Here is a 26,744-nt window from a genome sequence, read left to right on the forward strand (position 1 = left end):
TTGAAATATAAATTTAAAAATTATTTTGTATCCAATAAGGGTTCTTCACGTTTATTTTCGTCATACCAATGGGTATCAATATGTGGTCAGATATCGCACCGAATAGACGACATGAGCACGATATTAACCCGCTAGAACAATTAGCTATTTAAATTGATTGGTATCATTGTGGTTAAGTAAAATTAGCAGCCGACAAATAGCTTAGCAGCTCACCCTGCCCGCTGCGTAATTATTACACTTTGTCAGGTTCAATCTCTTTGATATAGCGGCGCACTGATAAATACGAACCACTAAACCCAAGGATCACAGCCAAAGCAATAAGAGTAAGAAACTCTTGCGCGTTTAAGCCCTGAAGGATGAAGTTTGATTGATATATGCCTGTAACTTTCTCGACCGCGGACTCAAGCCACCACATCATCAATAGGTTGCAGATAAGCGCGACTAATCCACCGATAACACCATACCAAATACCAGTCCATAAAAAGGGTGACTGAATAAAACCATTGGTTGCACCTACGAGTTTCATCACTTGGATTTCATTGCGCTTATCCATAATAGACAAACGAATCGTGTTGCCGATGATAAGAATCACTGAACTCAACAGTAAAAAAGCAATAGTGATAACGCTCTCTTTGAGCAAGTTAAGAATGGCATTGAGCCGTTCTAGCCACTCTATGTCGAGTTTGCCAAAATCTACTTCGCGTTCTTGTTGCAACTTATTGAGCAGCGCTTTGGCTGAACTAGGGCTGCGATGGCGCTCTGTTGGAGTAACGAGCACCACATCTGGTAGCGGGTTTTCATCCAAATAATCAAGGGCGTTAGCAAAACCAGAAACCTGTTTAAACTCTTCTAAGGCATCGCTTTTACTAATAAAGCGCACTTCTTCTACTTCAGAAAACAGCGCCAGCCTTTTAACCAAAGTCTGAGTCTGTTGCTCATTCATCCCCTGCTTCACAAATAGCGATATCTCTGCGGCATTCTCAAAGCCACTACTGACTTTTTGCACATTCTTTACCACCAGATAGAGCGTCGACGGCAAGGTTAGGCTCAGTCCTAGCACTAAGATGGTCATCAACGATGCGCCGGGAGTACGCCACATTTCCCCCAAACTTTGCACACCTTGGCGGATAAAATTGAAAATACCAAAATACATGCGGGTGAAAAATGAATGGCCTTTACGCTGATATTCTGTTTCACGGCCTTTAAATAGCAAACTCATAACTTTGCCTCCTCTGCGAGAGGATCGTTTAACAACCGGCCATTTTTAAGAGTGAGGCTGCGATATTTCATACGAGCGATCAGCCCCAAATCATGAGTCGCAATGAGTACAGAAGTGCCATGCTTATTAAAATCTTCAAACAGGCTCAATATTTCCATTGATAACTCAGGGTCAAGGTTACCAGTTGGCTCATCAGCTAATAGTAGCGGGGGTGAGTTAACTATCGCTCTGGCGATGCCGACACGTTGCTGCTCACCGCCAGAAAGGGTATGGGGGCTACAACGCGCTTTATCGGCTAAGCCCACTTTTTCTAAGGCAGCACTGACGCGTTTCTCAATTTTTTTACGGTGGGCACCTTCAATAATCAAGGGCAATGCCACGTTATCAAATACCGAGTAACGATCCAGCAAGCGATGATTTTGAAAGATTATGCCGATGTCTCTACGCACATAAGGGATTTGGTCTTGTTTAATCGCGCCTAAATCAACGCCATTAATTGCTACACTCCCTGCTGATGGGCGCTCCATCAAACTAATTAGTTTGAGTAACGTACTTTTACCTGCACCACTGTGACCAGTGAGAAAAGCGAGCTCTCCTTTTTCAATGTGGAAGCTCACCTTTTCTAACGCTCTATGGCCACCTGGATAGGTCTTACTCACCTCTTGGAATTTTATCATTATTATTGTTTTCCCAATGTGAAGTGCGCGTTATTGTTCACCGCTAAATAATGCGTCAATAAAGTCGTCACTGTTAAATGTTCGCAAATCGTCTATGCCTTCACCCACACCGATGTAGCGAATAGGTGTTTTGAACTGATCAGCGATTGCGAAGATCACACCACCTTTAGCCGTTCCATCAAGCTTTGTGAGGGTGATACCGGTAAGCCCCACTGCTTTATCAAACAACTTCACCTGACTAATGGCATTTTGACCTGTTCCTGCGTCAATGGTCAACATTACTTCATGTGGTGCATCTGCGTCTATCTTCTTCATAACTCGAGCAATTTTCTCTAACTCTTGCATCAGGTTATCTTTATTTTGCAAACGTCCTGCGGTATCAGCAATAAGCACATCTACGTTTCGTGCTTTTGCAGCCTGTAGAGCATCAAAAACCACTGATGCGCTATCTGCACCTGTATGCTGAGCAATCACTGGAATGTTGTTACGCTCACCCCAAACTTGTAACTGCTCCACCGCCGCGGCCCTAAACGTGTCACCGGCTGCCAACATGACTGACTTGCCTTGCTGCTGATATTGCTTGGCCAATTTACCTATGGTGGTCGTTTTACCTACCCCATTGACCCCGACCATGAGAATGACAAATGGGCCATCTTTTTTGTCAATCTCCAAAGGCTGCTCAGCACTTTTGAGCATGTCACCCATTTCTTGCTTCATAAGCTCAAAAAGGGCATCACCATCTTTTAGCTGCTTTCTATCTGCTGCGTCGGTGAGGTTATCAATTAACTTCACCGTTGTATCAACACCGACATCCGCAGTAAGCAATTGCGTTTCAAGCTCTTCAAAAAGATCATCGTCAATTTTTTTACCGACAAAAAGAGACGCGAATCCAGAGCCGATATTGGACTTAGTCTTCAGTAGCCCTTGCTTTAAGCGTGAGAAAAAACCTTTCTTTTGAGGAGGTTGTTCTTGTTGTATCGCCTCTTCTTTTACTTGCTCAGCTAGGCTTTCTTGCTCTGCACGCTCAGCTTCTAAACGCGCTTGCTCCGCTTGGCGCTCTTGCTCTACACGCTCAGCTTCTAAACGCACTTGCTCCGCTTGACGCTCTTGCTCTGCACGCTCAGCTTCTAAACGCGTCTCTTCCGCTTGGCGCTCTTGCTCTGCACGCTCAGCTTCTAAACGCGCCTCTTCCGCTTGGCGTTCTTGTTCTGCACGCTCGGCTTCTAAAGGCGCTTGCTCAGCTTGGCGCTCTTGCTCTGCACGCTCAGCTTCAAAACGCGCTTGTTCCGCTTGGCGCTCTTGCTCTGCACGCTCGGCTTCTAAACGCGCTTGCTCCGCTTGGCGCTCTTGCTCTGCACGCTCAGCTTCTAAACGCGCTTGCTCTGCTTGGTGCTCTTGCTCTGCACGCTCGGCTTCTAAACGCGCTTGCTCCGCTTGACGTTCTTGCTCTGCACGCTCTGCCTCTACACGCGCTTGCTCGGCTTGGCGCTCTTGCTCTGCACGCTCGGCTTCTAAACGCGCTTGCTCAGCTTGGCGTTCTTGTTCTGCACGATCAGCCTCTAAACGCGCTTGCTCTGCTTGGCGCTCTTGTTCTGCGCGCTCGGCTTCTAAACGCGCTTCTTGTGCTTGACGCACTTGCTCAGCCTGGAGCTCTTGCTCTTTAGCTGTTGTATGTTCTTGTGTTTGTGCTTGTTGTTCTTGAGGGGTTGCTTGCTCTTCTTTTTTCCCTAAACCGAACCAAGATAAAAACTTACTTTTTTTAGCCATAATTTGAAACCGTAAAACTCACACTCTATGCGCACAAAAGAATAAAAACGAACGAATAATTCCCCAAGCAATTAATGCAATTGGCATTACACCCATTCGATGGTTGCTGTTGCTGGGCACAAATATTATTTATAATTGCGCGTTATATTATCATTTTCCCAGCAGATGGAAAAAGCATAAGTGAGTAAATCCATGCGCGGCAGAAAAAAAACACCTCAAAAAAGCCATCACAGTAAGGCTCCTAGTGGGCAGATCCGAATCATAGGCGGACAACATCGAGGGAGAAAGCTCCCTGTGCATGACGTTACCGGCCTTCGCCCAACCACAGATCGCGTCAAAGAAACTGTTTTTAACTGGCTAATGATGGATGTACGAGATGCGAATGTACTGGACTGCTTTGCCGGTGCAGGAAGTTTAGGATTTGAAGCTCTCTCACGATTTGCGGCTAAAGCGACACTCATTGAGCTGGACAACACGGCGGCCAAACAATTAGAAGAGAATGCGCAGTTACTCAAACTCAGTAATGTTGACATCATCAATACAAATGCAATTACATTTGTTCAGCAAATGGCACAACAAAGCTTCGATTTGGTGTTTGTTGACCCCCCGTTCAATCAAAATCTCAGCACGCCTTGCTGTGAAGCTTTAGAAGAGAATAACTGGTTAAGTGAACAGGCGCTGGTTTACGTTGAAGTTGAAAGTGATAACCAAGACTTTAGCGCGCCTGCTAATTGGCAGCTCTTTAAGGAAAAGGTAGCGGGTCAAGTTTGGTGTCGACTGTATCGCCGCAACTAGGGCACCTTGCTCTTTGAGGAATGAATGTTCTGAAAATCAAAGGCTGAGAGCTTTTGTCATAGTGTGCAAAAGATACTCTCAGCGATTTTGATAACAATTACGCGATTTCTACGCCGATATTAGTTTGTCCATCAGCAATAGCCAATTTACGTAGCTCTTTGGCATTGTCTTTATCCACTCGTCCCATTTGCTCTACAAAATCAATCAACTCGCTGAGCACTTCAATTTCATATTCCATCAATGGGTGCTGATTAACATCTTTGGCGGTGTAATTTTGCTCTTGTACTTCAAATTGATATTCGATTACGCGTGCAACTGTCCCCTGAGCGATTTTGCACACACTCACATAATCCTGATCGTCTTTGCTTTGAATACCATGTAGCAAGGTGAGTAAAGCAGTTGCTGCGTCAATCGCTGGGTAAACACCAAACACATCAAAATCATTGACTTCTGGCACATTAGGCTCAATTTTCTCTACCAGCTTTTCAATGCTGATTTTGCTTTTTGGGAGGAGTATTTTTTCCCAGCATAATGCCAATGCATTTTGTAGTACTTCAGGCTCACCAAATTCAAGCGCTTCACTGAACAACGTGTAGTTTGGCAACATTCGCTCAAGTAAGGCTGCTGCTAAAGACGCCTTTTGCACTGTGTTTAATTCGCGAATACGTTGAAAATTATTAGGCTTGTTCATCATGCTCTTTCATACAAGACCAACACAAATCGAAGCTTTCTGGATTCCATTGCTTACAGGAATCACACTGCCACTTTTGTGTTGATGTTTTCGATTGGCGGTATTCTAGCAAGATTTCGCGGGCTGCGGGCAGTTTTATCTCATAAACCCATACGCTAACAGACGCTTCGGTAAACGGGATTTCACCGAGCGCGCCCTGTAGGGCTTCGCCTCTGAGGTGGCAGTGGATCCCTGCATGCTCAAGCATGCCTTTTACAATGTTGGCCTCGACGCTATGCTCAGCGTCAAAGGCCTTCACCCACTCAAAACTCATTTACGAACCGCTTTGCAGCTGCTTTTGGGCATAATCAAATTTGAGTTTGTATTCCATCATCTTCTCTTGAGCTTGTTCTAACTCGCTCTTAAGCTCAAGATGCTCTGAACGCAAAGAGTCGAACGCTTGGCGCGCTTGCTTCGAATCACTATCAAAGCGTGAACGTAAACTTTCATTACGCTGTTGTTCATCGCTGTGGCGAGCTCGCAGCTCTTCAACTTGCGCACTAAGACGCTCAATATCACTCGCTTCTTTAGCGCTACGCTGCTGTATTTGCTCTAACTCTGAACTAAGAGACGCTTTTTCGCTATCAAGCTGCTGGTTTTGATTCTCAAGTTCACTAAGACGCTGCGTCAACTCGTCATGTTGTTGCTGCCACGCTTCTTGCTCTTTTTTGAATAACCCTAGCTGTTGCTTGGCTTGTTCTTTTAGCGCTTGCTGGTGTTCATCAGCTTGCTGATCAAGCTGTTGTTTGAGCTCGTCAATTTTCGCTAAACGCTCATTGAGTGAGGTCACTTCCTGCTGCGACTGCTGATACTGCTGCGCGATATTCTGCTGTTCAGACTCAACACTAGATAATTGCGCGCTAAGCGTTTCGTTAGCTTGCTCTTGCTGAGCGCGCTGCGCTTGCTCCGCAGTTAATTGTTCACGTAACTCTTCACATAAGTTTTTAAGACGCTGAACCATCATTTGCTGGTTTTCACCTTCTTCAGAAGATTCATTTAACCGCTCAGATAGCTCAGATAACTGCTGGTTCTGTCGACTAACGAGTTGCTCGTAATGAGCAAGTTGCTCAGAGATAGCTTCATTTTCACCTTTGAGCTCTTCAAGTTGCTCGGCGGCTTGTGCGCTATATTGCTGCTGCTCTGTAATGTCCTTTAACTTTTCCTGCCATGCAGCATTACTTTGCCTTTGGCCTTCGAGTGCTTCTTTGAGTGCTTTGTTTTCTTTTTCAAGCGCTACTTTTTGCTCACGCAACTCACTCATGACATCATGCAGTTCATCACGCTCGCCTTGAGAATTAAAATGGTCGCTCTCAAGCTCTGTTAGTCGGTGCTTTAACGCTGCAAGCTCGTGTTGCTTTTGCTTTAGTTGCACATGCTCATCGGCATATTGGGCGTTTTCTTGTTGTGCTTCAAGAAGTTGCTTGTTTTGCTTTGCGTATCTTTCTTTTAACGCAGCTAACTCCGCTTGTAATTCTTGAGCTTGAGCACTAGGCGCATCGCTTTGATGACTAAGCTGGGCGGCAACCAAGGCCACGTTCAACTGTTGGCTCAGCTGTGACACTAACTGGTTCATTTGCGAATCGCGAGATGACTCAACCAAGGCTTTGGTTAACTGCTCTGGCTCAACGTTTAATAAACTTGCGCACTGGTGCGCGAACTCATGCGCCAATTTATCTGGTGCCTCATCATGGTGAGGTTTACCATTATTGATAGCCATTGTTCCCCCTATTGCATAGCCTTTTTTATTACTTTTATCAGCTAATTCTAAGCGACTACTTGCACCTACAGATGCTTGATTAATCTCGCCTTTTACCTTACTTTCAGGTCGACGAGCAAAATTGTTAATATTAAGCCTGCAAATTGTAAAAATGTCTAGCTTATAGTTAACATTCTCTAATTATATACCTAAATGATGGAAATAAGATGACATTAACCACTCCAGCTCTATTATTCCCTGCTATATCTCTACTACTTTTAGCGTATACCAACCGCTTTTTAGTATTGGCGCAATTAATTAGAGAGCTAAATGCACGTGAGGGCGATCAGGTGCGCCCCTTTGTCACCAAACAGATAGATAACCTAGGGAAACGCATACGTTTGATACGTACAATGCAAGGCTGGGGGGTCGCTTCATTTTTGTTTTGCACTCTGGCTATGTTCGCCTTATTTGTTGAAATTCCCCTTGTTGGAACAGGATTATTTGGTGCCAGTTTAGTCGCATTAATTATCTCTTTGCTAACGTCGTTATATGAAATACGTATCTCTTGTGATGCCATTGAAATTGAGCTTGAGTCCATAGGTCAAAAGAAGTAATTAAACTGACCTAAAAATTACTTATAATAGGTACAAGATAAAATATAATCGTCACCGTAAAATTGGAGAAAAAAGCCATAAACATAAATTAATCTTCTTTGGTGATTATTCACGAATCAAAAAGACGCAATGACATGGTTCGTCCATGTCTTTAACTTATCTATGCAATACCAATGGAATGTACGTTGAATCTATACTGTGTGATGTAGTATTATTGGGAACAGCAAAACTTCACCACGAAGCACATATAATTAAAAGGACTTAAAAGTGCGATTTGAACAGTTAAAGCAATTTTTAGCGTTGGGTTCGCTGCGCCACTTTCGTCAAACAGCGGAGCAGACAAACATCAGTACATCAGCTCTGACTCGTAGCATTCAAACACTTGAAGAAGAAGTCGGCCACCAGTTAGTAAGCCGCTCTACTCGTTCTGTAGTGCTTACTCGAGAAGGTGAACGTTTCTTGAAGTTTTGTCAGAATACTCTTGAGAGTTATCACGATACCCGCAAACATTTAGACAACCTCCAATTAAACGATAGTCAAAACGTGACTATCGGCTACACATTTGCAGCAGTTGAACAAGTGTCATTATGTGCACAATTTATGGCTCGTCATCCGGATGTAAAAGTGAACATGCGCTTGTACTCTAAAGATGTGCTGGACACCCTGCTACAAAACGCCGATATCGACCTATACATAAATAAAAACACCGCAACAGATGGCGCAATGAGAGCACACTTTACTCACGGTTTAGTGATATTTGTGCACAATAGCCACCCTCTTGCTGCGACCCAAAGTGTCAGCACTATAACCTTGCAACACTGCCCTTTACTTGGGTGCTTTTCTCAAACTCTTAGCTTGCAGGCGCGACTAGAAGAAGCGGTAAAGGAAATGCACAAATCGAACGACATTCGTCTGGGCAGTATTAACGAAATTATTAATTATGTACGCCAAGGCAATGCCATAGCCATTGCAACACCTGAGCACTTAGAAAGAATCGAGCTCCACGACGAGCTTGTGCAAATAACATTTGAGCAAGCACCTCAAGTCAGTAATGACCTCATAATTAAAACAGGTGAACACACAGCAGATAATGTGCATGTGAACAACCTAGTGTCATTATTCACGGGCACGACCTTGTCCGCTTAAAAATAATACCGATACAGTGAATTTTTGTTCACGGGTTTTACTATTAGGGCGTATACTTGGCCACCCTAAATTTCAGACCTACCTATGTGAACACAGAATTGCTATTTGAACGTATCTTGGAGGATGTTTATAACCAAGGATACGCGATTATTGAACAGGCGATGGAACCTGGGCTTACTCAGCAACTTTACACAACCGCACGCACGCAGCTAAGTAAATTTTCCCCTGCGGCAATAGGCCGAGATAGTGAATTACAACTCAACAATGACATTCGCAAAGACAAGACTTTGTGGTTCAGTGGCGAGTGTCAATCGGAGCGCGATTACTTGTGTGTGATGGAGAGCTTGCGACAACTAATAAATAGACAATTCTTTCTTGGCTTATTTGATTACGAATGCCACTTTGCCTATTACAAAGTAGGTGATTTCTACAAGAAGCACTACGATGCATTTAAAGGGCGCTCAAACCGAGTGATAACCACTGTTTATTACTTAAATACGCCCAGTGAAGGTGGGGAATTAATTATCTACAAACCAAGATCGAAAGAAGTGCTGCAGCGAGTGTCACCACGCGCTGGTACTTTAGTGGTCTTTGAAAGTGAACGCTTCATCCATGAGGTGTTACCTGCCAAAGAAGAGCGCTTTTCCATTGCCGGATGGTTCAGAAAGAATGCATCAATCGGCGGCATTATAGATCCACCCAAATGACGATGGGCGCCGAGCTAAATCGGCGCTCAATTTACAGCGCTACAGTAAACTAATCGCCAGTCCAAAAAAGATAACCATGCCCACGTAGTGATTGTTCAAAAATGCTTTAAAGCATGCTTCTTTGTCACGCGTACGACAGTGAAATACTTGTTTTATTAACAGCAAAGAAGCGGTGCCTAGCCCCAGCCAATATGGCCAAAACGCCGCAGTGCTCACACCAATGTACGCCAAAATAGCAACAAACAATACATACAAGATGCTCACTATTAGTAGATCGTATCGGCCAAACAAAATAGCTGTGGATTTAATTCCCACTTTCACATCGTCATCTCTATCGACCATTGCATAGAGGGTATCGTAGGCCACCGTCCACAGTATGTTTGCAATGAATATAAGCCACGCCTGCAATGGTAAAGTCTCAATAGTAGCCATATAAGCCATTGGAATGGCCCAACTAAAGGCTGCGCCTAACACCACTTGAGGAAAATGAGTGTAGCGCTTCATAAACGGATAACACGCAGCTAAAGCAAGCGCAGCAAACGAAAACAAGATGGTTTGCCAATTCAGCAATAGCACTAATGCAAAGGCGATAACAATAAGCAAGGCAAACAAACTCAGTGCCTCGCCCGCAACCACCTTACCCGCAGCCAAAGGGCGCCCTTTAGTACGCGCCACGGCGCCATCGACTTTTCGATCAGCAAAATCATTAATCACACAGCCAGCGCTGCGCATGACAAATACCCCAGCCGTAAAAATCGCGACAAGATCGATGGGCGGCCAATCAGCACCTGCCAGCCACAAAGCCCAGAGTGTTGGCCACAATAATAAGAATGTACCAATGGGCTTATCTGTACGCATTAATTGCTTGTAATAAGGCCAGTTACACCACTGCAAAGGGGCTAATTTCATAAGTAGGGGTACGCTCCGGGCAAGAAAACTTCACATACCATAATATGTTGCTCCGTTAAATTGAAGCGACTGCGTCTGCCCCACATGGGCTGAGTAGGCAAATTAAAGCTTTTACATAACCTTGTGAGATCGTCATTAGCCGTGAAATCTGCCACTTCTAATTGCTCTCGACACAACTGAGGGTCCTGAAATATCACCTCACCCAAAGGCCTATCACCTAAGTGACTTAAATCGACACTTGGGTGGGTCCCCCTTTGTTCGGGGATCCAGCTTTGGGCATACACCATAGGTTGGTTATCGCAAAATAAAATAACTTCACGAACCAGCACGTGCGCCGACTGCGGGTCAAATAATTCACTGCGGTATTGTTTGGCATCAAGCACTTGCTCGCTGATAACCTCTACAGCAAAATGCTGGCATTGAGATTTGAGCCTTTTAGTCAAAGAGTGTGGCTCTTTGAGCCAATCGGCTAATGATGCAGCCAAGGTGACGTTCTCTGCGTCTTGCCAATTAGCCTCAAGCGACAACGGATATGTGGACAAAAGAACTACTCAATTGATGATTAAACACGCCGCGATCATACCACTGCTAACGTTTAGGCTAAAGATGTGTTGTAAAAGTTGCAGTACCGGTATGTCGTGCCGTGCGCATCACTTTTCAACACGCACATATCAGCAATTCATTACATGATAAACCTAGACGATAATTCACTAAGCAAGCTAAGATAGAGATATCTCTGTTTATATAGATACTTACGTCCTTATGTCTTTTGCATTAAAAACAACAATCGCCGTACTTCTTTTTATCATTACTTTTGCCCCCACCCATGCCCGCGCCGAGGTTGGTTACTATGGTTTTGAGCCTGATATTGTTGCCAACTATATCAGTCAATCCAGTAAAAAATTAGGGTATGTACGTGTCACTGTCGATTTGATGCTAGAGGACGTCAACAACATTACAGTTGTTGAGCACCACATGCCATTACTAAGAGATGCCATTGTCGAGATCCTCTCCCAAGAGCCTGAAGAAAAGATCAAAAGCCTGACGGGCCGAGAAGAAATACGCCAAAAATGTAATGAGCGTCTGAAAAGCTTATTGCAGCAAGAGACGGGCAACAACATAGTACGCGACGTGCTCTTTACCAAGTACCTCTATCATTAATGATAGAATCACATTAAAAAAGCGACGATTAAGTCGCTTTTTTTGTCCCACCAAGGGCCATAACTACCGCAATTATCATCCCGCTTGCTAAACCTCCAAGGTGAGCCCAATTGGCCATAGGTATGAGCATGTCGGTAAAGCCAAACGCGAGCCACAGTAATAAAAAGCCAATCATGCTTTTACTCAGCATCATCGGTGTTTTAGCAAGGTATGGGTAAATCCAGCAAAAGCCTACAAGCGCATAGACGACACCAGACAAGCCGCCAAAGTTTGGCCCCACCATTAAAAACTGTGCCCAACTACTGACTACGGAGCCAATAATAAACACGCTCAACAAGGTTACTTTTGACGTTTGCTGTTCAATAGCAGGGCCCAATGTGAGCCACCACAGAACATTAAAAATCAGGTGAATGGCTGAAAAATGCACAATAGAAGGTGTTAACCAAGAGAGTGGCTGATGCGCTTTGAATTGTAATATAGGGAAAATATCACTGAACTGCCCCAGTAAAAACAGCGCATAAATAATGATACTAGCAATACTAATGCTTTTAACCAGTAAGCTTAACTTATTGAAACGTGATACTAAATTTAGCTTTTGCCCACCATATACTAAGCCCGAATCAGTTCGCCCAGTTTCCCACGCTGCATCAAGGTATCGAGGGTGTTCAGGCTGATTCTGAAACTCTTGCCATAATGGCTGCACTTGATGGAAGTGCTCTGGTGCAACACCAATAATCACATGGCCATTTTCACCCGCTTTTAATGCGCCACGAAAACCATGAGTACCAATGTAATCAACAAACCCCTGTGCCGCTCGCACATTGTTGGTGCTGCCAAGCTCAATCATTTCTCTACCATGTCCGGGAATTGTCTCGCCCATGCATCAAATCCTCCATCCATTGAGTACACATCATCAAAGCCCTGCTCAGCTAAGTAGCCAGCAGCTCCTTGCGAACTTATACCGTGATAGCACACCACGATAATGGGCTGATCATATTCTTTGTGCAGCATAAATTCACCGATATTACTGTTACTTAAATGCTCAGCAGTAGGAATGTGACCCGCGGCGAAAGAGTTTGGGTCGCGAATATCTGCAATCACAACGTTTTCATTGTTTAACAGCTCTTTGGTTTGCGCCACCGAAATATGTTTGTAAGCCATAATGCCCCGTGTTAACTACGATTAAATACAACAAAGGCGGCCAAAGCCGCCTTAATAAAGCTCAGCTTTTAAGATTATGCCCAGTCTAGGATCACTTTACCAGATTGACCGCTCAGCATCGTATCGAAGCCTTCTTGGAAGTCATCAATCTTAAATTCATGAGTAATAATGGGTGAAATATCTAAACCCGATTGAATCAAGCTCGCCATTTTATACCAGGTTTCAAACATTTCACGGCCATAAATCCCTTTGATAACCAGACCTTTAAAAATAACCTGATTCCAATCAACCGCCATGTCCGAAGGTGGAATACCGAGCATGGCAATTTTGCCACCGTGATTCATGTTATTGAGCATTGAATTGAACGCAACGGGTACACCTGACATTTCTAGGCCCACATCGAAGCCTTCTGTCATACCCAGCTCTTTCATTACATCTTCAAGCTTTTCATTGGCAACATTCACAGCACGCGTTGCGCCCATTTTTGATGCCAGTTCAAGTCGGTATTCATTAATATCAGTGATCACAACATTACGTGCACCAACATGCTTGGCCACAGCCGCCGCCATAATACCAATTGGGCCCGCACCTGTGATCAGCACATCTTCACCCACTAAATCGAAAGACAATGCTGTGTGTACCGCGTTGCCGAACGGGTCGAAGATTGACGCCAATTCATCTGGAATATTGTCTGGGATCTTAAAGGCATTAAATGCAGGGATCACTAGGTACTCGGCGAAACTCCCTTCACGGTTTACACCCACACCGATGGTGTTACGGCATAAGTGTACACGCCCTGCACGACAGTTACGGCAATGACCACAGGTAATATGACCTTCACCTGAAACACGGTCGCCAATCTCAAAACCACGCACTTCTTGGCCCATATCAACCACTTCACCCACGTATTCATGGCCAACAACCATCGGCACAGGAATTGTGTTTTGCGCCCACTCATCCCATTTGTAGATGTGCACATCGGTGCCGCATATAGCGGTTTTACGGATCTTTATAAGCAGATCGTTATGACCCACTTCAGGTTTTGGGGCATCGGTCATCCAGATGCCCGTTTCGGCTTTAAGTTTTGATAATGCTTTCATCAATGCGCTCCTTAAATAACGCCCAGCTCTTTACCAATACGAGTAAAGGCTGCAATTGCTTTATCAAGCTGCTCTTTAGTGTGGGCAGCAGAAATTTGTGTACGAATACGTGCTTGGCCTTTAGGTACCACAGGGAATGAGAAACCTGTCACATAGATACCTTCTGCAAGAAGCTTATCAGCCATTTGTCCTGCAAGTTTAGCATCACCAAGCATTACAGGGATGATTGCATGATCTTTACCTGCACAGGTGAAGCCTGCTGCCTCCATTTGTTCACGGAAATACGCCGCATTCGACCACAGTGTATCGCGCAACTCTTTGCCATCAGCTAGCATGTCTAGCACTTTAATAGAGGCTGTCACGATTGATGGTGCTAATGAGTTTGAGAACAAATAAGGACGAGAACGTTGACGTAACCACTCAACAATTTCTTTTTTACCTGATGTATAACCGCCTGATGCGCCACCTAGCGCTTTACCTAAAGTACCAGTGATAATGTCTACACGGTCCATTACGCCACAGTATTCAGCGGTACCACGGCCATTTTCACCAACAAAGCCCACTGCGTGTGAATCATCAACCATCACTAGCGCATCGTACTTGTCTGCCAAGTCGCATACGGCTTTAAGATTACAAATCACGCCGTCCATTGAGAACACGCCGTCAGTTGCGATCAATTTAGTTTTAGCACCCGCTTCATCCGCCGCGATCAATTGTTTTTCTAGATCAGCCATGTCGTTATTTGCATAACGGAAACGCTTTGCTTTACACAGACGCACGCCATCAATGATAGAAGCGTGGTTGAGAGAGTCTGAGATAATTGCATCATCTGCGCCTAGGATTGTTTCGAACAAACCCGCGTTGGCGTCAAAACATGACGAGTACAAAATGGTGTCTTCTGTTTTTAGGAAGTCACTAATTTTAGCTTCAAGAGTTTTATGGATGTCTTGCGTACCACAGATGAAGCGCACAGACGCCACACCAAAACCGTGATCAGCTAAACCTTGCTGCGCTGCTTTGATAAGCTCAGGATGATTCGCTAGGCCCAAGTAGTTATTAGCACAAAAGTTAATTACTTTATCACCACTGGACACTTCGATTTCAGCTTGTTGCTGTGAGGTAATAATGCGCTCGCTCTTATAAAGACCGTCCGCCTTTACTTGCTCGATTTGCGCCTGCAACTGGGTATAAAACGCAGAGGCTCTCATAAATTTCTCCGATACTTGAACAGGTATTTGGAGCAACACGCACGGCCATTGCTCCATGAATCTTAAAATTTAGCGCTATTGTAAAAGGTTCGCGCAACAATTGCATTGTTTGTGGGATGGGTTTGACCAGATAAAAATGCCGACACTGAGCATAGATATTTACGAATTGATAATTTGTGGTACTTCGGCTAGTGAATCGCAAACGAAATCAGCATCTTGTAAAGCATCTTCAGAAAAAGTCTGACCACTGCGCACCAACACTTTCGTGCCGATTTCACAGCGCTTCGCAGCAATCATATCGCCGTGCTTGTCTCCGACCATCACGCATTGGCTCGGGTCTAGGGAAAATGCCTCTATACCCTGTTGCAACATACCTGGCTCAGGTTTGCGACAATCACACTGAGTTAAATAGATACCTTGGCCCTTTTCGGGGTGGTGCGGACAATAATAAATTGCATCAATCGTCACGCCGTGCTCGGCAAACTGAGCCTTCATCCATTGACTTAGCTGCGCAAATTGCTCTTGCGTGTAATAACCACGAGCAATTCCCGATTGGTTGGTGACCACAATCAAACGATATCCCATCGCAGAAAATGCTGCGCAGGCTTCGAACACACCGTCGATAAACTCAAAATCTTCTGGCTTGTGGACATAAGCGTGATCGACATTGATCACCCCATCTCTATCAAGGAAAACCGCTTTATTACTCATAATCTATGTTCTCTTACTACTTTATCGAACATGGCTATAACGTCATCAACTTGAATGCGATCCATTAATTGCCCCTTAGCACGTACACCCCATGGCAACGCGTGTGCAGGTTTACCATGTTGTTCAAGTACCGCCTGATTGTACACTTCAACCACATAATCTTGATAAGGATAAGGGCCCGTACGCTTGGGGTTAGAATGGGCGTATAAACCAATAACCGGCGTACCTTGCGTCACAGCCATATGTGCAGGCCCCGTGTCAGGAGCAACCACCACGGTAGCTAAGCCAAGTACGCATGTAAGTTCTTTCAAGCTTGTTTTGCCAACAAGATTCATTACCTCGCCTTGGCAATGACTTAAAATGGCTGCACTAAGGTCCCGCTCCATGTCTGTTGGACCGCCCGTTATCGCCACCTTAAAACCTTTGGCAAGAGCATGATTTGCCACTGCCGCATAGCGCTCTGGCAACCAGTTACGCTCAGCTTTACTCGCTGCAGGACTAATAATTAACAAAGGCTCAGCGTCATCACCAACAAGTTCAGCCGCTTTTTGATGGTCACTGTCACTCAACGGAAGTTGCCAGTGCGGCGTGAAGTCACTAACACCCAATTGCTGTGCAAATTGCATAAAACCTTCGAGCACATGCGGCTGCGATTTAGGCTCAATGCGCTTGTTAATGAACAAGCTATGCAATTCTTTCGAACGAGCTTTATCAAAACCTAATTTAACCTTGGCGTTGATAGCCCGACTTGCCCACCCGGCACGAAATGCAACTTGCATATTTAGTAGCACATCAAACTGCTGCCCTTTGAGTGCTTCACGCAGGGCTTTAAACGCTTTTTTGCCCTGTTTTTTGTCAAATACAACAAACTCAACACCCGGTAAGCCGTTCAGTAACATGGCTTCCACTTTACCTATAATCCAGGTGATTTTAGCGTTGGGGTGAATCCGTTGGATCGCTTGCACGGCTGCAACCGCATGACACACATCACCAATAGCAGAGAGGCGAAGTACACAAATAGACTGGACTGAGCAAAGTTGCACGGGGGAGTTCCTAAAGCAAAAAACTGCAGCAAATGTTAAAGCAACGCCAGCGCATTGCAAGTTATGTGTTTAACGAGTTTATCGTCGTTATGAAAAACGTTACACTGAGCCTATTGTGCACCCATTGCTATTATTCATGCAGCTCACTCCCCTTAGTTCAACGCAAACGCTTTTCACCCGAGACGGTAACCCTCTGGCGGTTGATGCCAATTGGTTTAATCCAGAGTTTTGGCTTGACCAAAATAAAGTATTCGCACAAAAAACCGGACGTGCAACAGCCTATTTCTTTGCACATAAAGAGTTAAAAGCGGTGCTGCGTCACTACTGGCGCGGTGGTTTAGTGGGTAAGGTATTGCGGGATGAGTATCTTTATACATCAATGAGAAATACCCGTGTTTATCAAGAGTTTTCATTGATGTGCACTTTGTATCAACAAGGCCTACCTGTGGTTGAACCTATTGCTGCAATGGTACAAAAGTCGGGGCTTATTTACCGCGGGGACATCATCACTCGTGCTTTAGAGGGAGCTGTGAGCTTGTGCGAGCGACTCGTAGCAGAGCAACTGGACGAAACCACCATCACCGAGATTGGTGTGACGATTGCTCAGTTCCACAAATCGGGTGTCTATCATGCTGATTTAAATATCAATAACATTTTATTTGATAAGCAAAACAAGGTGCATGTTATCGATTTTGATCGTGGTGAAATTCGCCCGGCGAACACCCAATGGCAACAACAAAACATGGCGCGATTACAACGCAGTTTTGTCAAAGAGGCTACGCGACAACCTCACTTTCATTGGTCAACGCAAGACTGGCAAACACTAGAGAAAGCCTATCAGCGAGCAATGGCTGACTGATAGGCCAGAAGTGAAATTTAAGAGCGGATTTTACTGATCACATTCGATGTTGAGCAGCCGTTGAGAAATTCCAAGACTTCTACTTTGCCACCATGGCGCAGTACATGGTCAGCGCCTGCGATATCTTCCACCTTATAATCCCCCCCTTTAACAAGAATGTCAGGGCTAATTTGTTCAATCAGCTTCGCAGGCGTGTCATTCTCTTCTTCTTTACCAAATGGGATAACCCAATCTACTGACGCCAATGCACTGAGCACCATTGCACGCTCATCTAGCGGGTTAATTGGGCGCTCAGGGCCTTTTAAACGGGCAATTGAATCATCGGTGTTAAGACCTACAACCAGCCTGTCTCCCATCGCCTTTGCTTGTGCAAGGTAACGAACGTGACCGGCGTGTAAAATATCAAAACAGCCATTGGTAAACACGATTGTTTCACCATTATGCTTAGCAAATTCAATGTGTTGTAACACAGAATCAAATGGGGTTTGATAGTGCTCGCCGTTTTCGCGAAGGTATTGCCCAAGCTTGCGGCTTAGCTCTTCTGGGGATACGGTAGCAGCGCCAAGTTTGCTTACAGCGATGCCCGCAGCAATATTTGCAAGCTCCACAGCATCTGCTGGTGTCATGCCCGCACCAAGCATCACAGTGAGCGTAGCAATCACTGTATCACCAGCACCTGTAACATCACTTACCTCACGCACCTGAGCTGCAAAGTCATGCTTTTGTGTGGCACTGATCAATGACATGCCCTGCTCTGAGCGTGTAAGTAGCATATTGCCGATGCCCGCCTCTTTAATAAGCCCACGGGCACTTTCGGTAAGTGCTTGCTCTGAGCTTACATCCCCGCCCGCTAATTTGAATTCATTCAAGTTAGGAGTGATGTAATCAGCGCCACGATACAAACTTAAATGTGGTGACTTAGGGTCAACCAACACGGTTTTCCCAGCATCTTTGGCCACACGGATCATCGCTTCAATCAGAGTCAATGAACCTTTGTTGTAATCAGAGAAAAGAATAAAGTCGTATTCATCTACCACGCGCTCTAAGCGATTAAGTAGGAGTTGTGAGTGTTCTTTAGAAAATTGTTCTTCTTGATCTAGGCGTACCACTTGTTGGTGGCGACTGATCACGCGCATTTTTGCGATGGTAGGCAGCTCAACAACATTTACTAGTTGTGAGTCTATTTTCTCTTCGGCCAATATGCGCTCAAGCGTTTGCCCACTCTCATCTTCACCAATGAGGCCCAACAAGCCAACTTGCCCGTCTAAACGGGCAATATTTTTAGCCACGTTTGCAGCACCACCGGCTTTATCTTCCAGTTGATTTACTTTTACAACAGGCACCGGTGCTTCAGGTGAAATACGACCTGAGTCGCCATGCCAATAGCGGTCAAGCATAACATCGCCAACCACCAATACTTTGGCTTTGTTTAAATGTTTTAGTAAGCCTAAATCCATGAATTACTCCGCAACTAGGAAATCAAGCGCTTCACAGAGCCAATGACCGATAAACATATGCGCCTCTTGAATACGCGCAGTTTCATCATTAGCAATGATAATCGGCAGTTTAGCTATGTCTTTTACCGTACCACCCTCACGACCTGTCAATGCAACTGTGTAGGCACCAATCTCATTAGCAGCAGCCAATGCTAAATTGATGTTTGCACTGGTACCCGAAGTGGTTAGGCCAATGACTAAGTCTTGTGGCTTACACAGAGCCTGAACTTGGCGCTCAAATACAGTATCAAAGTGGTAGTCATTAGAGTGTGCGGTAAGAATCGACGTATCCGTAGTCAGCGCGATTGATGCCAATGGCCCTCGCTCTGCTTTATAGCGCACTACAAACTCCGCCGCTAAATGCTGAGCATCCGCCGCACTGCCACCATTACCAAACCAAATAACTTTGCCACCCGCTTGTAGCGTTTTGTGGCATTGATTTAGCAGCGCTGCTGCTTCATCTTGATAGTTGTCCATAGTTTCAAAAAGAGCGCGGTGGCGAGCTAGGCTCTCAAAGTAAGTAGCTGCTGCATTGTCAGTATTGACCATTGTTTTTCCTCATTCGCGAGTTTTAACGGCATTATTCCAAAGAGTTTTTATAATTGCACGTTTTTGTCCTGATGTTACCGCCATCACAGAACACGCTCCTTAAAAAACACCGTAACAAGCAAAAAGTGTTTGTTTAGTGTTCAATTCTAGCAATAACCAGAAGATGATAACGTTTTTATCACACTGTTGCGCTGCCAATAGACTTGGCTCTTTGCTATCATTGCTAAGTTCGTCAATCATCTAATTAGGCCTTGATAAGTGTCAATGCATGGAAGTAGCCCCTTAATCAGCGCAGCGAAGCTCAACAATGCAAAACGTGTGCTTTATATGAGCCACTTAGCGTTAGGTGACTATATTTATCAAGGAGTGTTTCTCAAGCAGCTTGCTAACACCTACCCTCATTTACGCATTGATATATGGTTTGATGATTGTCGTGACCATCACAAAACGTGGCATTCTGGACGTAATCAAATTCTTAGCCAATGGCTTGAAAGCGAGCCAAATGTGGGCACTGTGTATGCGAACCCTAGCTCACCTCAGCAACGCCAGGCTCAGTTAGAACAGGCCAAATCAGCCAATTATGACATCGTCTTTTTCATTGCCACGCAACGCAGTGAACGCTTCTGCCAGTTTGCTCGTGACATTGCCGGTGCAAATCTCGCTTGCGGAGCTCATGGTGTGCGCGGATTGAAGCGTATTTTCCATAAAGGCAAAATCAACGCTTTGAACGCGAGCCTTGCTATCACCCCGAGTAATCAATTTGATCACATTAGTGATTTTTACCAACATCATTTTAGCGCCTTGATTGAAATACCTGCGCCAAGCTCGCCTTTTCAGCACTTATCGGTGCCTCAGCATTATTTGGATGATGCAAAAGCGTCTGCAAACTCAGATAACTTGGTATTTATTAACCATTTATCGACAACCCAAAAACGCGATTGGCAATTTTCGCAAGTGTTGGAATGCATTCGTGCAATGCATGTAAAAGACCCGCAACTGCAATTTGTGATCAATGCCCCCTCAGAGCAGCTTGCTTTGCTTGAAGAGCAAATACAACGCGCTGATTTGCAGGACATCACCATAGTGACTTTCAGCGCTCAACAGCATTTTTATCAGTTGCCTGCCATGATGAGTCAGGCTCGGCTGGTGATCAGTGTCGAGACGGCAATCATGCATCTGGCGGCTAGTTTAGGTGTGCCTGCTGTGGCACTGATACGTGAAAAAGCCAGACAATGGCGTCCTCTTGGACCCGGAGAGGTGCTTGTTGGCGGTAAACGCGTGGACTCAATAAACGCTCAAGATGTAGCAGATAAGGCATTAGCTCTGCTAGCTAATGCCTAAGTAGCGCTGCCCGTTACCAATACAGTGATAGCGATGCATGACCATAACTTTCGTCAAAAACATCTTTACCATAGGTGATTTGCGTTTCCACTCGATAGCCGTCGATAACCTGACTATTAAGCAGTTGCAGCTCTTGCGAGCCGGTGTAAAGCGCTGACTCATTATCTTGCATGGTCAGTTTTACCTGCCACAGTGAGTCCATATCTTGTTGATAATCAACAACAAGGGCATGCACCTGGGCTGGCACACCATCACCAAACACCCGTCTATCAGCAGCATAATGACCGAAGACAAAACCGTCATTGGTGTTACCAAAGCGGTATAAACTATTGGTATACCATGCTGTTTTCCACTTGTTGTATTCATAACGCGCACTAATGCTCGAGGTGAGTTCCGGCAAATAGACCCCAAACGAGGTGACTTGATTACCTAAACTGGTATTTGTACCACCTTGCGTATCTTCACCACCGTATTCAAAATACAACTCGGTAGGCATACCCCAATCGAAGTAAAAACTTGACGTTACAGAAGCTAGCTGGTCGCCCAGCTCAGTATCTCGCTCTTGCTCTGAGTAACTATTATCACTGCCAGCTGGGTCGAAAAAGGCATCGACTACATCACTAAATCCGACTTCACGCGGGCCACCACCGAATTGCATGATGCGATTAAGACCCACCTTCCACCCCTCTAGCGGTTCGAAACTAATATGGGTGCCTGCCACGCGAGGGCTGCCATCGTACCACTGTCCTTGATACAGAATACCTTCTTTAACCGACTCAAGTTCAAGGTAGTACAGTTCAAAATCAAAGTTCCACCAGTTGTGAGCCGGCGCCACCATGCCCAGTGAAATTGAAGGTGATGTTTTAGCGTTGGTCGAGACCATTTGCCCAGCTGTTTTAAACGGCGAGAACCAATGCTCTTTGTAACCCAGGTTGAGCTGCAAGTCTTCACCAGCAATAGCAACAAAGGTGTTATAAGGTACGACATCGCCCGCCTCGGCACGATATTCCAAGCCCACCTGCATTAGCATGGCATTATTTGGACGCCAAATGCCCTCAAACATCACTTGCCCCCACTCATCTGTGGTTAAACCACGTTGGTTAGCAAGCGCAGTGGTTTTGTCATGCTCGTAGCGCAAGGTTGCGCCCACACGTGTTACGGCATCATTACTGCGATAACGCGCGATTTTGTTTGAAATAGAATGATATAGCGCGGGATCCTGTGTTTTGAGCTTACCAAGTGCTTTATTGATTTCAGAAAATCGGTATGGCTTGGCCATTGGCGTGCCCGTAGTTTTTACAAACATACGGTCAATTTGCTGCTCAAGATTAACGTCATAACCAATTGGCAGATAAGCCGTTGGTTTTGCTAAAGCGTGTGACGTTGCAGCACACAGTAAAACGCCTGCAACCAATGTGCTGGCGAGCTTATATCCTTTCATTTGCATTCCTAGCGCCTTGTTGTAATGGCATAAATAGTAACAAATTCATATTCATTCCTCAGCTTTTAAATTGTAATACTGGTGCAAAGCTTTGGCTTCAAGCATGACTCAGGTTACACTTAGACTTTGCTAACAACTCGTGGATTTGCTTTGATTTCACGCTTTTTTTATTCCCTCATTCTCACATTATTAATGCCACTTGTGTGGCTATATTTGTATGGCTTACGTGGACGCAAGAACCCCGGTTACCGCCGCTACTTTAAAGAACGATTTGGCTTTTCCCATGCAACAGGCGACATCATTTTGCACTGCGCCTCAGTAGGAGAGGTGCTTGCTACCGCGCCGTTAATTAAAGCCTTACTCATCGATACAAGCGAATACCGTCTTGTGGTGACAACAAACACGCCAACAGGCCGCGAGCAAATTGACACCTTATTTAATAAAGAAATTGCATCCGGGCGCGTAAACGTATGCTACATGCCGTTTGATTTACCGCTATCGCAAAGGCGCTTTGTTCGTCGCAGCCAAGCTAAAACCCTTGCCATTATTGAAACCGAGTTGTGGCCCAATTTATTACATCAAGCAAAGTGCGCCCGATTAAATACGCTAGTGATTAATGCTCGATTGTCAGCCAAATCCGCACAGGGCTATGCCCGAGTCGCGCCACTCACTCGTGCTATTTTGACCGATATCGATGTACTGGCTTGTCATCATCATGACGATGGCCAGCGTTTTATTGATCTTGGCCTTGCGCCGCACAAACTACAGGTAACTGGCTCAATTAAATTCGATATTCAGGTGACTGACGCACAACAAGCACAGGCAAAGTCAGTAAAAGAGAGCCTCAATCAAAGCCCTATCTGGATTGCAGGGTCAACTCACCCGGGTGAGCCAGAGTTATTAGTCGCAGCGCACCAGCAACTGCGTGAAACCTTGCCTGATGCTGTGCTTATTATCGCCCCCCGCCACCCAGAGCAGTTTGATAAAGTCGCGCAGTTACTCACCCAGATGAAGGTATCATTTAGCCGCAGAAGTGAGGGCGCACACCAAGGTGAGGCGGTATTGTTAGCCGACACCTTGGGTGAGCTGACCATGCTGTACGGCGCAGCAGATGTTGCCTTTATTGGTGGCAGCTTAGTTACCCGCGGTGGACACAACCCCCTCGAAGCGTGCGCCCATGGGGTGGCGGTATTGAGCGGTGAGCACACCTTCAATTTTGATCATGTTTACCCTGCACTTATCCAACATGGCGGTGCGCGCTATGTAAATAAACACTCACTCACAAACGAATTATTCACGTTATTACAAGATCAGGAGGCTCGTCAGAATATGGGCCAAAAAGGCTTGGAAGTGGTTAAGCAAAACCAAGGTGCGATTGCCCGTACACTGTCTTTATTCAAAGGAGCATCTTGATGACTCAATGTGAACAAGCAATGCGTGAATGGGTACGTTCAGTCATTGTGAAATACAATTTTTGTCCCTTTGCACGCAAAGAAATGGAAAATAACACCATCAAATACCACATCAGTTCTGCAAGCAAGACCGAAGATGCGGTAATGGACACGTTAGAGCAGTGCCAAGCACTTAATCAGCATCCGGAAATTGAAACCACCTTAGTGTGCTTCGATAAGGGCTTTACTGATTTTGATGACTTTCTCGGCTTAATTGATTTAGCCAACGCACTTTTAGTAGCGCAAGGCTTTGAAGGCACATACCAACTTGCCCATTTCCACCCTGATTATGTGTTCGCTGATAGCACCGATGACGATGCAGCAAATTATACCAACCGGGCGCCCTACCCAACTTTGCATATTATCCGTGAAGAGAGTATGGAACACGCGCTTGAGAGTTATGATGAACCAGAAAGTATTCCCGAAAACAACATGCGCCTAGCGAGGCGAAAAGGTGCTGATTTTTGGCATGAATTACTCAGCAAGTGTGCGGCTAAAATTGAACGATAATGCACTCTTGCTACTAAAGTGAAAACGATGAAGGTACTGGTCACAGGTTCAGCGGGCAGAGTTGGCCGCGCAATTTATATCAAGCTCATGCGCTCATTCACCGTGGTCGGCATCGACAAAACCCCTTGCTCCACGGCCGATTATGTTGGCGACATCCGCGATGAACGCCTCATAAAGCGCGCTCTCAAAGATGTTGATGTGGTCGTGCATACTGCCGCACTGCACGCCCCTCATGTAGAGTTATTTAGCAACAAGACTTTTCACAGCATCAATGTCGATAGCACAGAGCAGCTTGCCTTGCGATGTATTGAATTGGGTGTAAAACACTTCATTTTTACAAGTACCACAGCGCTATACGGCTATGCTTCAACTCCCCAAGGCATTGCCGGGTGGGTGGATGAAGAGGTGACCCCACAACCCAGAAGCATTTACCATCACACCAAGCGAGCCGCTGAGCACACGCTTGAGGCTTTGGCTTTACGCTACAACATGCCCGTCACCGTGCTGCAAATGTCGCGTTGTTTTCCTGAGTCTGCAGATTTAATGGCTGTTTACCGACTCAACCGTGGCATCGATGCACGCGATGCTGCCAGCGCACACCAAGCCGCGATTGAAAAGCGACTAAGTGGTTTCCAGCGTTTCATTATCTCAGCCAAGACACCTTTTTCGCGCCATGATGTAGCGCGCTTATATCATGAAGCCGACGTATTACTGGCCGAAAAGTGCCCTGCCCTTGCAGATGCTTTCGCGCAAAGAGGTTGGCAACTCCCCTCGCAACTCGACCGTGTATACGACTCCAGCAAAGCTCAAAAGCTGCTCGAATGGACCCCATGCTATGGTTTTGAGAGTGTGTTAGCAATGTTGGACGATGAATCATCAGAAGTCTTGCCAGTGCTCTCATCTTCCAGTTTAAAGTGACTAGCGCTTTAGGGTAAATCCTGACCTTGGATGTTTGTTTCGTGTAGGCAAGGCCTCAGCCTTGCACTTTGGCGCGGTGCGTCGTCATGCTAAACCCCGACCTACAAAATAACCTTGTGCATCCAGCAACAGCGTGTAGGTAAGGCTTCAGCCTTGCACTTTGACGCGGGGCATCGTCAGGCTAAAGCCCGACCTACAAAATAACTGTGCGCAAGAGGTCACAACAATCACGCCACCAACAGCGTGTAGGCAAGGCTTCAGCCTTGCACTTTGACGCGGGGCATCGTCAGGCTAAAGCCCGACCTACAAAATAACCGTGCGCAAGAGGTCACAACAATCACGCCACCAACAGCGTGTAGGCAAGGCTTCAGCCTTGCGCTTTGGCGCGGTGCGTCGTCAGACTAAAGCCCAACCTACAAAATAACCGTGCGCATCCACCAACAGCGTGTAGGCAAGGCTTCAGCCTTGCGCTTTGGCGCGATGCGTCGTCAGACTAAAGCCCAACCTACAAAATAACCGTGCGCATCCACCAACAGCATGGTGGCAAGGCCTCAGCCTTGCGCTTTGGCGCGGTGCGGTGCGGTGCGGTGCGTCGTCAGGCTAAAGCCCAACCTACAAAAAAGGCCAATGTTTTCACATTGATCTTTTAGCATCTATCAACGCCCGGATACGTGCATTATCGGCGCACCGACAGTCCAACTTATGCCGATTTTAATAACGCTTTTTTGTCGTTGTAGCCGCTGATAAGCGCATCAACTGTGTCTTGGCAGTACTCACGAATGCCCGATACCAGCATGTGCTTTTCACCACGGCCAATCACTTCGCCATTTTCAAGCAAATCAAAGCGCAAGATGATTTTCCCGCGTTTACCTTCGAAGGTAAATTCATGCTCTGCTTCACGCAACTCAGGGGCTTGCACGTCAATTTTATCTAAATGGATACTCATTGATTCATAGATGATCATCGGGCGTGCAGGGTTAATCATAACTCCTTGTTTGCTCATCAATGGAATAACCACGTGCGGAAATGCTTTACCTGAGAACTCCACGTAGTTTCTTATTAACGCGTTAGTCAGGGTTTTACACTTACTGTTTAAACCGTCGCGCTCAACGCTAAGGTAACACTTGTCACCGTCTTTAATGTCGAATTGGGCTGCGCCCTCGGGCATGCCTAGCTTTACGCCTTCATCTACCATGCTGGCGAAAGTGAAGCGCATCTCTTGGTTAATGCCGTACTTATCAAGTACTACAGAAAAGAGAAGATCACCTGGCACGCAGAATTTCTTCGCGTCCACATCGTGCAATGGATTGAAATCATCCGCCACGGCTTTGGCAAAACGACTGCCCTGCTCGCGGGTGATGCATACGTGGCTGCCAAAATCTTGATAATACTGCTCTAACATACTTGCTCTACTTGAGTACAAAAAAACCGCGGCAGTGTAACAAATATTAAGCACAGAGAGGTCTAATCTGTTGGCTTTAGCGACAATTTGGCACAAAAAAAGCCGTCTTGAGTACAAGACGGCTCATATT

The 26,744-nt window shown here is 45.6% G+C and carries 28 protein-coding genes; 10 read left to right on the forward strand and 18 right to left on the reverse strand.

Annotated features, from left to right (window positions below; all coding sequences use genetic code 11):
• Positions 1-232: 232 nt before the first annotated feature.
• Genes ftsX through ftsY form a run of 3 tightly spaced genes read right to left on the reverse strand, consistent with a single transcriptional unit; the run spans position 233 to position 3,663 of the window.
• Entirely contained in the window at positions 233-1,219 is a 987-nt protein-coding gene (ftsX, locus tag AAEU32_RS09515; protein WP_421970292.1) for a permease-like cell division protein FtsX, read from the reverse strand.
• Entirely contained in the window at positions 1,216-1,896 is a 681-nt protein-coding gene (ftsE, locus tag AAEU32_RS09520; protein WP_421970293.1) for a cell division ATP-binding protein FtsE, read from the reverse strand. Before ftsE ends, ftsX begins: the two co-directional genes overlap by 4 nt.
• Positions 1,897-1,926: 30 nt before the next feature.
• Positions 1,927-3,663, reverse strand: coding sequence for a signal recognition particle-docking protein FtsY (gene ftsY, locus AAEU32_RS09525; protein WP_421970294.1), 1,737 nt, complete (start codon positions 3,661-3,663; stop codon positions 1,927-1,929).
• Between the two features lie 192 nt (positions 3,664-3,855).
• Here ftsY and rsmD point away from each other — a divergent pair, with 192 nt between their 5' ends.
• Entirely contained in the window at positions 3,856-4,458 is a 603-nt protein-coding gene (gene rsmD, locus AAEU32_RS09530; RefSeq protein WP_421970295.1) for a 16S rRNA (guanine(966)-N(2))-methyltransferase RsmD, read from the forward strand.
• A 97-nt stretch (positions 4,459-4,555) separates the two neighbouring features.
• On the opposite strand, the gene AAEU32_RS09535 is transcribed toward rsmD, so the two are convergent.
• From AAEU32_RS09535 to AAEU32_RS09545, 3 genes are read right to left on the reverse strand one after another with little or no spacing between them, the layout of a single operon-like run.
• Entirely contained in the window at positions 4,556-5,149 is a 594-nt protein-coding gene (locus AAEU32_RS09535; RefSeq protein ID WP_421970356.1) for a YjaG family protein, read from the reverse strand.
• The gene (locus AAEU32_RS09540; protein WP_421970296.1) at positions 5,136-5,462 is read right to left on the reverse strand and encodes a putative signal transducing protein; all 327 of its coding nucleotides are present in this window, start codon (positions 5,460-5,462) and stop codon (positions 5,136-5,138) included. Before AAEU32_RS09540 ends, AAEU32_RS09535 begins: the two co-directional genes overlap by 14 nt.
• A complete protein-coding gene (locus AAEU32_RS09545; RefSeq protein WP_421970297.1) occupies positions 5,463-6,905 on the reverse strand; it encodes a hypothetical protein in 1,443 nt (480 codons plus the stop codon).
• 206 nt (positions 6,906-7,111) lie between these two features.
• Between AAEU32_RS09545 and AAEU32_RS09550 the strand changes: the two genes are divergently transcribed.
• The 3 genes from AAEU32_RS09550 to AAEU32_RS09560 all read left to right on the forward strand — a co-directional run bounded on the left by AAEU32_RS09550 (position 7,112) and on the right by AAEU32_RS09560 (position 9,354).
• Positions 7,112-7,501 (forward strand): DUF2721 domain-containing protein, encoded by a 390-nt coding sequence (locus AAEU32_RS09550; protein ID WP_421970298.1) that lies wholly within the window; start codon positions 7,112-7,114, stop codon positions 7,499-7,501.
• Positions 7,502-7,768: 267 nt separating this feature from the next.
• A complete protein-coding gene (locus AAEU32_RS09555) occupies positions 7,769-8,647 on the forward strand; it encodes a LysR family transcriptional regulator (RefSeq protein WP_421970299.1) in 879 nt (292 codons plus the stop codon).
• A gap of 86 nt (positions 8,648-8,733) precedes the next feature.
• Positions 8,734-9,354, forward strand: a complete 621-nt coding sequence (locus tag AAEU32_RS09560) for a 2OG-Fe(II) oxygenase (protein WP_421970300.1) — start codon at positions 8,734-8,736, stop codon at positions 9,352-9,354.
• 39 nt (positions 9,355-9,393) lie between these two features.
• Here the strand turns inward: AAEU32_RS09560 and ubiA are convergent, their stop codons facing one another.
• The gene (ubiA, locus tag AAEU32_RS09565) at positions 9,394-10,263 is read right to left on the reverse strand and encodes a 4-hydroxybenzoate octaprenyltransferase (protein WP_421970301.1); all 870 of its coding nucleotides are present in this window, start codon (positions 10,261-10,263) and stop codon (positions 9,394-9,396) included.
• On the reverse strand, positions 10,260-10,805 hold the full coding sequence (locus AAEU32_RS09570; RefSeq protein ID WP_421970302.1) for a chorismate--pyruvate lyase family protein: 546 nt from the start codon (positions 10,803-10,805) through the stop codon (positions 10,260-10,262). Before AAEU32_RS09570 ends, ubiA begins: the two co-directional genes overlap by 4 nt.
• A gap of 220 nt (positions 10,806-11,025) precedes the next feature.
• Between AAEU32_RS09570 and AAEU32_RS09575 the strand changes: the two genes are divergently transcribed.
• The gene (locus tag AAEU32_RS09575; protein WP_421970303.1) at positions 11,026-11,424 is read left to right on the forward strand and encodes a flagellar basal body-associated protein FliL; all 399 of its coding nucleotides are present in this window, start codon (positions 11,026-11,028) and stop codon (positions 11,422-11,424) included.
• A 28-nt stretch (positions 11,425-11,452) separates the two neighbouring features.
• Here AAEU32_RS09575 and glpG read toward each other — a convergent pair whose 3' ends face one another.
• The 6 genes from glpG to AAEU32_RS09605 form a co-directional block, all read right to left on the reverse strand.
• Positions 11,453-12,271 (reverse strand): rhomboid family intramembrane serine protease GlpG, encoded by an 819-nt coding sequence (gene glpG, locus AAEU32_RS09580; RefSeq protein ID WP_421970357.1) that lies wholly within the window; start codon positions 12,269-12,271, stop codon positions 11,453-11,455.
• Positions 12,268-12,585 carry a thiosulfate sulfurtransferase GlpE gene (gene glpE / locus AAEU32_RS09585; protein ID WP_421970304.1) on the reverse strand — a complete coding sequence of 106 codons (318 nt, stop codon included), beginning with the start codon at positions 12,583-12,585 and terminating at the stop codon, positions 12,268-12,270. The genes glpG and glpE overlap by 4 nt, the downstream gene beginning before the upstream one ends.
• A 74-nt stretch (positions 12,586-12,659) precedes the next feature.
• A complete protein-coding gene (gene tdh, locus AAEU32_RS09590) occupies positions 12,660-13,685 on the reverse strand; it encodes an L-threonine 3-dehydrogenase (RefSeq protein ID WP_421970305.1) in 1,026 nt (341 codons plus the stop codon).
• Between the two features lie 11 nt (positions 13,686-13,696).
• Positions 13,697-14,893, reverse strand: coding sequence for a glycine C-acetyltransferase (locus AAEU32_RS09595; protein WP_421970306.1), 1,197 nt, complete (start codon positions 14,891-14,893; stop codon positions 13,697-13,699).
• A gap of 159 nt (positions 14,894-15,052) precedes the next feature.
• Positions 15,053-15,604, reverse strand: coding sequence for a D-glycero-beta-D-manno-heptose 1,7-bisphosphate 7-phosphatase (gene gmhB / locus AAEU32_RS09600; protein ID WP_421970307.1), 552 nt, complete (start codon positions 15,602-15,604; stop codon positions 15,053-15,055).
• Positions 15,601-16,647 carry a glycosyltransferase family 9 protein gene (locus AAEU32_RS09605; RefSeq protein WP_421970308.1) on the reverse strand — a complete coding sequence of 349 codons (1,047 nt, stop codon included), beginning with the start codon at positions 16,645-16,647 and terminating at the stop codon, positions 15,601-15,603. Before AAEU32_RS09605 ends, gmhB begins: the two co-directional genes overlap by 4 nt.
• Before the next feature lie 136 nt (positions 16,648-16,783).
• Here AAEU32_RS09605 and AAEU32_RS09610 point away from each other — a divergent pair, with 136 nt between their 5' ends.
• The gene (locus AAEU32_RS09610) at positions 16,784-17,506 is read left to right on the forward strand and encodes a 3-deoxy-D-manno-octulosonic acid kinase (protein ID WP_421970309.1); all 723 of its coding nucleotides are present in this window, start codon (positions 16,784-16,786) and stop codon (positions 17,504-17,506) included.
• Positions 17,507-17,523: 17 nt separating this feature from the next.
• Here the strand turns inward: AAEU32_RS09610 and hldE are convergent, their stop codons facing one another.
• Together hldE and AAEU32_RS09620 are read right to left on the reverse strand one after the other, a co-directional pair.
• On the reverse strand, positions 17,524-18,963 hold the full coding sequence (hldE, locus tag AAEU32_RS09615; RefSeq protein ID WP_421970310.1) for a bifunctional D-glycero-beta-D-manno-heptose-7-phosphate kinase/D-glycero-beta-D-manno-heptose 1-phosphate adenylyltransferase HldE: 1,440 nt from the start codon (positions 18,961-18,963) through the stop codon (positions 17,524-17,526).
• A gap of 3 nt (positions 18,964-18,966) precedes the next feature.
• Complete coding sequence (locus AAEU32_RS09620; protein WP_421970311.1) at positions 18,967-19,551, reverse strand: SIS domain-containing protein; 585 nt, start codon at positions 19,549-19,551, stop codon at positions 18,967-18,969.
• Between the two features lie 327 nt (positions 19,552-19,878).
• On the opposite strand from AAEU32_RS09620, the gene AAEU32_RS09625 reads away from it, so the two are divergent.
• Positions 19,879-20,892, forward strand: coding sequence for a glycosyltransferase family 9 protein (locus tag AAEU32_RS09625; RefSeq protein ID WP_421970312.1), 1,014 nt, complete (start codon positions 19,879-19,881; stop codon positions 20,890-20,892).
• Between the two features lie 13 nt (positions 20,893-20,905).
• Here AAEU32_RS09625 and AAEU32_RS09630 read toward each other — a convergent pair whose 3' ends face one another.
• Positions 20,906-22,333: a capsule assembly Wzi family protein gene (locus AAEU32_RS09630; RefSeq protein WP_421970313.1), complete on the reverse strand. Its 1,428-nt coding sequence runs from the start codon at positions 22,331-22,333 to the stop codon at positions 20,906-20,908.
• Positions 22,334-22,486: 153 nt separating this feature from the next.
• Between AAEU32_RS09630 and waaA the strand changes: the two genes are divergently transcribed.
• The 3 genes from waaA to AAEU32_RS09645 are packed head-to-tail and all read left to right on the forward strand — an operon-like array spanning position 22,487 to position 25,212.
• Entirely contained in the window at positions 22,487-23,746 is a 1,260-nt protein-coding gene (gene waaA, locus AAEU32_RS09635; protein ID WP_421970358.1) for a lipid IV(A) 3-deoxy-D-manno-octulosonic acid transferase, read from the forward strand.
• Positions 23,746-24,294 (forward strand): DUF1415 domain-containing protein, encoded by a 549-nt coding sequence (locus AAEU32_RS09640; RefSeq protein WP_421970314.1) that lies wholly within the window; start codon positions 23,746-23,748, stop codon positions 24,292-24,294. Before waaA ends, AAEU32_RS09640 begins: the two co-directional genes overlap by 1 nt.
• A 27-nt stretch (positions 24,295-24,321) precedes the next feature.
• Positions 24,322-25,212, forward strand: a complete 891-nt coding sequence (locus AAEU32_RS09645) for an NAD-dependent epimerase/dehydratase family protein (RefSeq protein WP_421970315.1) — start codon at positions 24,322-24,324, stop codon at positions 25,210-25,212.
• A 700-nt stretch (positions 25,213-25,912) separates the two neighbouring features.
• On the opposite strand, the gene AAEU32_RS09650 is transcribed toward AAEU32_RS09645, so the two are convergent.
• Positions 25,913-26,614, reverse strand: coding sequence for a DUF3581 family protein (locus tag AAEU32_RS09650; protein ID WP_421970316.1), 702 nt, complete (start codon positions 26,612-26,614; stop codon positions 25,913-25,915).
• Positions 26,615-26,744 lie beyond the last annotated feature (130 nt).

Origin of the sequence: Pseudoalteromonas maris (assembly GCF_049257235.1) — a bacterium.
Taxonomy (GTDB): Bacteria; Pseudomonadota; Gammaproteobacteria; order Enterobacterales; family Alteromonadaceae; genus Pseudoalteromonas.

What these genes read in the sequence shown, in the direction of transcription:
- ubiA (WP_421970301.1), bottom strand. Translation starts at nt 10,263, where the DNA reads ATGAAATTAGCCCCTTTGCAGTGGTGTAACTGGCCTTATTACAAGCAA.
- gmhB (WP_421970307.1), bottom strand. Translation starts at nt 15,604, where the DNA reads ATGAGTAATAAAGCGGTTTTCCTTGATAGAGATGGGGTGATCAATGTC.
- AAEU32_RS09550 (WP_421970298.1), top strand. Translation starts at nt 7,112, where the DNA reads ATGACATTAACCACTCCAGCTCTATTATTCCCTGCTATATCTCTACTA.
- tdh (WP_421970305.1), bottom strand. Translation starts at nt 13,685, where the DNA reads ATGAAAGCATTATCAAAACTTAAAGCCGAAACGGGCATCTGGATGACC.
- AAEU32_RS09545 (WP_421970297.1), bottom strand. Translation starts at nt 6,905, where the DNA reads ATGGCTATCAATAATGGTAAACCTCACCATGATGAGGCACCAGATAAA.
- AAEU32_RS09650 (WP_421970316.1), bottom strand. Translation starts at nt 26,614, where the DNA reads ATGTTAGAGCAGTATTATCAAGATTTTGGCAGCCACGTATGCATCACC.
- AAEU32_RS09575 (WP_421970303.1), top strand. Translation starts at nt 11,026, where the DNA reads ATGTCTTTTGCATTAAAAACAACAATCGCCGTACTTCTTTTTATCATT.
- AAEU32_RS09535 (WP_421970356.1), bottom strand. Translation starts at nt 5,149, where the DNA reads ATGAACAAGCCTAATAATTTTCAACGTATTCGCGAATTAAACACAGTG.
- AAEU32_RS09645 (WP_421970315.1), top strand. Translation starts at nt 24,322, where the DNA reads ATGAAGGTACTGGTCACAGGTTCAGCGGGCAGAGTTGGCCGCGCAATT.
- AAEU32_RS09620 (WP_421970311.1), bottom strand. Translation starts at nt 19,551, where the DNA reads ATGGTCAATACTGACAATGCAGCAGCTACTTACTTTGAGAGCCTAGCT.
- rsmD (WP_421970295.1), top strand. Translation starts at nt 3,856, where the DNA reads ATGCGCGGCAGAAAAAAAACACCTCAAAAAAGCCATCACAGTAAGGCT.
- AAEU32_RS09630 (WP_421970313.1), bottom strand. Translation starts at nt 22,333, where the DNA reads ATGAAAGGATATAAGCTCGCCAGCACATTGGTTGCAGGCGTTTTACTG.
- AAEU32_RS09595 (WP_421970306.1), bottom strand. Translation starts at nt 14,893, where the DNA reads ATGAGAGCCTCTGCGTTTTATACCCAGTTGCAGGCGCAAATCGAGCAA.
- hldE (WP_421970310.1), bottom strand. Translation starts at nt 18,963, where the DNA reads ATGGATTTAGGCTTACTAAAACATTTAAACAAAGCCAAAGTATTGGTG.
- AAEU32_RS09610 (WP_421970309.1), top strand. Translation starts at nt 16,784, where the DNA reads ATGCAGCTCACTCCCCTTAGTTCAACGCAAACGCTTTTCACCCGAGAC.
- AAEU32_RS09625 (WP_421970312.1), top strand. Translation starts at nt 19,879, where the DNA reads ATGAGCCACTTAGCGTTAGGTGACTATATTTATCAAGGAGTGTTTCTC.
- glpE (WP_421970304.1), bottom strand. Translation starts at nt 12,585, where the DNA reads ATGGCTTACAAACATATTTCGGTGGCGCAAACCAAAGAGCTGTTAAAC.
- ftsE (WP_421970293.1), bottom strand. Translation starts at nt 1,896, where the DNA reads ATGATAAAATTCCAAGAGGTGAGTAAGACCTATCCAGGTGGCCATAGA.
- AAEU32_RS09640 (WP_421970314.1), top strand. Translation starts at nt 23,746, where the DNA reads ATGACTCAATGTGAACAAGCAATGCGTGAATGGGTACGTTCAGTCATT.
- AAEU32_RS09540 (WP_421970296.1), bottom strand. Translation starts at nt 5,462, where the DNA reads ATGAGTTTTGAGTGGGTGAAGGCCTTTGACGCTGAGCATAGCGTCGAG.
- ftsY (WP_421970294.1), bottom strand. Translation starts at nt 3,663, where the DNA reads ATGGCTAAAAAAAGTAAGTTTTTATCTTGGTTCGGTTTAGGGAAAAAA.
- ftsX (WP_421970292.1), bottom strand. Translation starts at nt 1,219, where the DNA reads ATGAGTTTGCTATTTAAAGGCCGTGAAACAGAATATCAGCGTAAAGGC.
- glpG (WP_421970357.1), bottom strand. Translation starts at nt 12,271, where the DNA reads ATGATTGAGCTTGGCAGCACCAACAATGTGCGAGCGGCACAGGGGTTT.